General features: G+C 41.8%; 5 protein-coding genes and 1 pseudogene. 2 read left to right on the forward strand and 4 right to left on the reverse strand.

Annotated elements, in window-relative coordinates; all coding sequences use genetic code 11:
• A pseudogene (locus ACF1X7_RS09825) lies at positions 1–127 on the forward strand (IS30 family transposase); the annotation flags it as partial.
• A gap of 71 nt (positions 128–198) precedes the next feature.
• Here the strand turns inward: ACF1X7_RS09825 and ACF1X7_RS09830 are convergent.
• The 3 genes from ACF1X7_RS09830 to ACF1X7_RS09840 form a co-directional block, all read right to left on the reverse strand.
• Positions 199–567, reverse strand: a complete 369-nt coding sequence (locus ACF1X7_RS09830) for a RidA family protein (RefSeq protein ID WP_004270734.1) — start codon at positions 565–567, stop codon at positions 199–201.
• Between the two features lie 170 nt (positions 568–737).
• The gene (locus ACF1X7_RS09835; protein ID WP_064776933.1) at positions 738–1,700 is read right to left on the reverse strand and encodes an AEC family transporter; all 963 of its coding nucleotides are present in this window, start codon (positions 1,698–1,700) and stop codon (positions 738–740) included.
• A gap of 32 nt (positions 1,701–1,732) precedes the next feature.
• Positions 1,733–3,373: a malolactic enzyme gene (locus tag ACF1X7_RS09840; RefSeq protein ID WP_411162735.1), complete on the reverse strand. Its 1,641-nt coding sequence runs from the start codon at positions 3,371–3,373 to the stop codon at positions 1,733–1,735.
• 121 nt (positions 3,374–3,494) lie between these two features.
• Here ACF1X7_RS09840 and ACF1X7_RS09845 point away from each other — a divergent pair, with 121 nt between their 5' ends.
• A complete protein-coding gene (locus ACF1X7_RS09845) occupies positions 3,495–4,394 on the forward strand; it encodes a LysR family transcriptional regulator (RefSeq protein WP_039099562.1) in 900 nt (299 codons plus the stop codon).
• Positions 4,395–4,448: 54 nt separating this feature from the next.
• Here ACF1X7_RS09845 and ACF1X7_RS09850 read toward each other — a convergent pair whose 3' ends face one another.
• The gene (locus ACF1X7_RS09850) at positions 4,449–5,300 is read right to left on the reverse strand and encodes an alpha/beta hydrolase (protein ID WP_039099543.1); all 852 of its coding nucleotides are present in this window, start codon (positions 5,298–5,300) and stop codon (positions 4,449–4,451) included.
• Positions 5,301–5,580 lie beyond the last annotated feature (280 nt).

Here is a 5,580-nt window from a genome sequence, read left to right on the forward strand (position 1 = left end):
TGAGCACATTAGTGCTCAAGATTTAACGACGACGTTACTCCAAATTAACCAGCGACCGCTTAAAATACTCGACTGGCAAACACCGTATCAGGTGATGCTGACAAATTTGTCCAAAAATTCGGATTAAATTTGCAATCTACCATTTAATTTCCTCTGGAGGCTTTTTTCAAATGGTTGTTTATTCAGTCAATTACGGCATTAACGAATTGCAACTGCTTCTATCTCAACAATTGCGCCAGCTGGTAGTTTACCAACTTGAACGGCACTTCTAGCCGGTGCGATATCACCGAAGAATCGCGCATATACTTCATTGAATTCGTTAAAGTCATCCAAATCAGTTAAAAAACAATTGGTTTTCACAACGTTTTCTAGGGATAATCCTGCTGCCGCTAACACGTGTTGCATATTCGTGATTGCTTGTTTTGTTTGACTCGCTAAGTCCGGTGCCAATTGGCCATCTTTTAATCCGAGTTGCCCTGACATAAAGACCAGTTGATCCGTTGCAATCGCTTGGCTGTATGGTCCCAATGGTTCAGGTGCTAAGTTAGTGTAGATTTTCTCTGTCATGCTATCGTCCCCTTCACATTATTAAATCCGTTTTCATTGTAATGCACTTTACCGCCTTTGACAACATTCTTTGTGTTTCTTTGCACAAAAAAAGCGCCGTCTCAATTAATTGAGACGGCGCGCTGGGGGTAAGATTTAGGGGAGTGTCAGCTGAACGACACATTTAAGCTTTAGATATATTGAACAATTTGCATCAAGATTGGGACAACGACCACGAATAAGACGGTACTTGTTGTGACAACGTTCGTTGCATATTCAACGTCACCATGTGATTGACCAACTAAGATTGGTAAGACAGCCAAACCAGGTGTTGCAGCTTGAATAATCAATGTGTTTTGTTCGATTGATGGAATTGAAGTTGTGTTCTTGAAGAATAGCATGATGGCAATCATGATGGCTGGTGCCACAACGAAACGGCCTAATAACGCAAGGACTGTATCGCGGTCGAAATGGATTGATTTCAAACCAGCATCAGCTAAGATAATCCCAATGTAGATCAATGACATTGGTGTTACGATGCCACCGACCATTGAGAATGTCTTATCAACAAGTTCTGGTAATGGTAAACCAGTTAGAAGATAAATTAATGCGGCTAAGAAACCGATTAATGGTGAAGGTAATAATTTACGCCAGTTAAATTTGCCTTTAGCAGCGCCTTTTTCTTTGGTTGGATCATCATTTGAGATGAAGAAGACCCCGATTGCCCATGTTGAAACCGTATTGGCCACATAGTAGATCAAGAAGTAAGGTAAACTCTTGTCACCGAATAGTGCCAAGTTCAATGGTAACCCAATGAAGATGGTATTAGCATTGACGAACATATTGATAAATGTCCCTCGACGACCTGGCCGAATCCGGAAAGCCTTGGTTAGTAACCATGCCACGAGATAACCGAGGGCGAAACTAATTAAGACGTAGATCAAGCCGCCAGATAAACCGACCAACTTTTCACGGGTTAAGTTATCTAATACTGAGACGAAAATTGATAATGGTAAAGCGACATTCATGATTAAAAATGAAATTGTGCCTTTAAAATTATCATCGAATTTTTTTGAACTCCGTAGCCAAAACCCCAATGCAATGACTAAGACGATTTCGACAACGCTTGATAATGATGTTAGAAATGCTGCCAACTCTTTCACGCTCCTACCGATTTATATTTAAATTATAGTGCTTTGTATTCTGGTTCCCATTTCATGTCTGCGACGGCTTTTTGCACGTCAGCAATTGGTTCTTTATTCAAACCTTGATCAACAGCGCTTTGAGCAACAGCGTTCGCAACCGTTTGTGAGAAGATATCTAGTTTTGTCACAGGAGGCAAGACAGCTGCGCCAGGTTCTGTTGGATCAACAATGCCACCCAATGAGTGAGCTGCTTTGCTAATCATTTCGTCATTTAAGACTTTCGCAGTGGAAGCGATTGTGCCTAAACCAAGCCCTGGATAGACTAAAGCATTGTTTGCTTGACCGATTTCATATGTGACACCGTTGTATTCAACAGGTGCAGCAGGAATCCCAGTCGCTACTAAGGCTTTGCCGTCAGTCCACTTGATTAAGTCTGCAGCAGTTGCTTCAGCTAACTTCGTTGGGTTTGACAATGGGAAAATAATTGGGCGTTCTGTGTGAGCAGCCATTTCCTTCACGATTGATTCTGTAAAGGTCCCAGGTTGGGTTGAAGTCCCCACTAAAATAGTTGGGTGGATTGCTTTGACAGCAGCTTCTAAAGTTGTTAACTCATCAGCATTCGCGAATTCACTCCGTTTGCGCGCAAATGGTTTTTGTTCTGGTGTTAATTCTGGATCATCATCAAACAATAGCCCTTGCTTGTCAACCATGTAGAAACGGCTACGTGCTTGTTCTTCAGTTAAACCTTCTTGTAACATTTCTTCGAAGATGCGGTGAGTAATCCCAGCACCGGCAGTCCCAGCACCAAAGCTCATGTAAACTTGGTCGGTCATCTTGCCACCAGAGATATTTAAAGCGCCCATAATCCCAGCTAATGTGATAATCCCTGTGCCTTGGATATCATCATTGAATGTCACGATTTGATCTTTGTACTTGTTCAAGATATTAGCAGCATTGCTCCGGCCAAAATCTTCAAAGTGAAGGTACATATTAGGGAATAGGTCTTCAGCTGTTTGCACGAATTGATCGACGAAATCGTAGTAACGATCGCCGCGAACCCGTTCATGACGGTTGCCTAAGTATAATTCATCATTGAGTAAGCTTTCACGGTTCGTCCCAGCATCTAAAATAACTGGTAAGACTTGACTAGGATCAATCCCGGCAGCAGCCGTATAAACCATTAATTTACCAACTGAGATATCCACACCTTGTGTGCCCCAGTCGCCAATCCCTAAGATTCCTTCGCCATCAGTCACAACGATTAATTTAATTTCGCGACCATCAGCAGCGTTTGCCAAGGTTGTCTTCATTGAATCAGGATCGTCGATTGATAAGAAAGCAGCGTTTTGGGGGTTCACATATAAAGCACTGTAATTTTCGATTGTGTCAGCAATCGTTGGATCGTAAACCACTGGCATGAATTCAGCAACGTGTTGGCTGAATAATTTAAAGAACAACACACGGTTTTCATTAAAAATTGACATTAAGAAAATCCGTTGTTCAAGCATGTTTGCTTTTGATTGATATTGGGCATAAACTTGTTTAACTTGTTCATCAATGGTTTGCACGTGAGGTGGTAACATCCCCGTTAAGCCAAATTGTGCACGTTCTTCAGCAGTGAATGCTGTGCCCTTATTTAAAAATGGATCATTTAAAATTTGTTGTGCTTTCATATTAAAAATCTCCTTTTCTTTTATATCATGTTGGTCACTATACACGCCTCAACATTTGATAGTCAAAACTTACATTTATGATAAAATAGATTTATATGAAGCGTCTAAACTGCATTAAACAGGAGTTTTTATGAAGATTAAAGATTTGGCCTATTTTGCTGCGCTAATTAAATTAAAAAATTTTACGGCAGTCGCTGATCAATTCAAGGTCAGTCAACCGACGATCACCTACGCGGTCAAACGCCTTGAAGATGAATTCGCGACCAAACTCATTCAGCGCGATCAATCACACCAATCATTGATTATTACCCCTAGTGGTGAGCAACTTTATCAACATGCCACGCGAATATTAGCGGAGATTGAACTAACAAAGGCCGACATGCTCAATCTCAACGCTACTGATTTGCGTTTTGGCTTGCCACCAATTATCGGTACTTACTACTTTTCAAAATTAGCACAAAAGCTAGCCGCTAACGGCACGATTCAACATTTTAAGACAGCTGATGGGGGTTCCAAAGAATTGTTGGCTTCATTAGAAGCCGGTGAACTAGATGTCGCGCTTCTTGGTTCTGCGATACCACTTCAAACCGATACCATCACAGCTAAAGTCATCGAACGTCACCATTTTAAGATTGTAGTTGCACCTGATAGTCCCTTAGCCCAGAAACCAGCGGTCGCCTTCCGTGATTTAGCCCACGAGAAATTTATTATGCTCGCGGAAGGATTCATGCATCCCGTGGTCTTCAAGAACTTATCGGACGTCAATCAAATCAAACCCGAAATTATTTATCGCACCAATGACGTTAGTGTCTTAAAAAGTATGATTCACGAAAATGTCGGCATCGGTTTTCTAACTGAAACCAGTATTACGCCTGCTGATGACTTAGTGGTACTTGATTTATTGGATGAACCACAACCAATCTTTTACATCTCGTTAGCCTATCGTAAGCCCCAGTTCTTCTCACCAAAACAACAAGCTCTCATTTCGAATCTCGAACAAGCAGCGCGAGACTACCGTCTTGAACATTAAAAAAGTGGTGGCGACAAAATTATTTTTTTGTCGCCACCACTTTTTAAGTATGTTTTACCATAAAAACGCTAAGACAGTTTGATTGACTGCATGATTTTCGTGTAATTGACTATGCTGCGCTTTTTTACCAGTAAACTTCTTTTCTTGATAGGTCTTCGCACCAGGCGTCACCAAATACCGCAACGACTGTGACGATGCATTGCTAACACGTCCGTCAGAACGCGTCCCATCGCCTAAATCCCCATAGATATTCAACACCGCAATCGATTTAGCAGGGAGCTGGTTACGCAGTCCCATCAGTTGCCGATAAGTCGCGTTCATTTTTTGTGGTTGGCCATCCTTTTTAACCTGGTTTTGATTAGGCTGGTCATCCATCCCGATAATCCCATCAAAATGACCCGCAATATTCACCATCTTCGCCATACGGGGTAACTGTTTATCAGTCGCATGGTTCAATAAATAATAAACGGCCGTCAAGTTGCCCATCGAATGAGCCACCACGTTGAATCGTTTGAAGCTGTGCTGCCGATTAACCGCGACTAAGACGTTTTTAAACCACTCACCATCTTGTTGATAGTCAGGATTGCGATTATCTTCAAAAACAACTTGCACGATTGGTCGTGTCGTTTTAGCTAACCAACGCCCCTGTAAATCAACTGAACCATCCTTACGAACGGTTGCAGTGAGGACCTGTGTCGCATTCTTTTGTTCGCGAGCAGCTTTGATCATGCTATCAGTCGAACGAGCCGAACCGCCATAACCATGCAAATAAAAAGTGGGCTGTTCATTTTCTGTTTGCTTGACTTGCTGCGCTTTTTGCGTCGTTGCATGCCCTAAAAGCCACCATCCACTGCCAATTAAAACTCCTAAACCAATGATGATTATTATCCATTTAGAACGTCGCATGCGCCCGAATCCCTTCGCTTTTCTAATTGCGCTTATGGTACCATACCATTCATAAAGGGTGTCAATTAATTTAGCGTAAGTTGATCAAAAAAATAACCCGGGTCAATTGACCCGGGTTATTTTGCTATTAATGGGGCAAATTCTATAATTAATCCGAACAGAAATTAAAAAGCCCAAAGCAATCACTTACAATGGTAGTAGCTAATTCCAACCAATATAGGGAGTGATTACTTTGGGTACATCTACTTTATCACGTTTTCAACGTGGCGCACTAGCACAA

The sequence above is a fragment of the Latilactobacillus sp. VITA-14 genome (assembly GCF_046580785.1).
GTDB classification, from domain to species: domain Bacteria; phylum Bacillota; class Bacilli; order Lactobacillales; family Lactobacillaceae; genus Latilactobacillus; species Latilactobacillus curvatus.

Bases quoted from the DNA above. Each gene is read 5' to 3' on its own strand.
- ACF1X7_RS09830 (WP_004270734.1), bottom strand. From the start codon at position 567: ATGACAGAGAAAATCTACACTAACTTAGCACCTGAACCATTGGGACCA.
- ACF1X7_RS09845 (WP_039099562.1), top strand. From the start codon at position 3,495: ATGAAGATTAAAGATTTGGCCTATTTTGCTGCGCTAATTAAATTAAAA.
- ACF1X7_RS09850 (WP_039099543.1), bottom strand. From the start codon at position 5,300: ATGCGACGTTCTAAATGGATAATAATCATCATTGGTTTAGGAGTTTTA.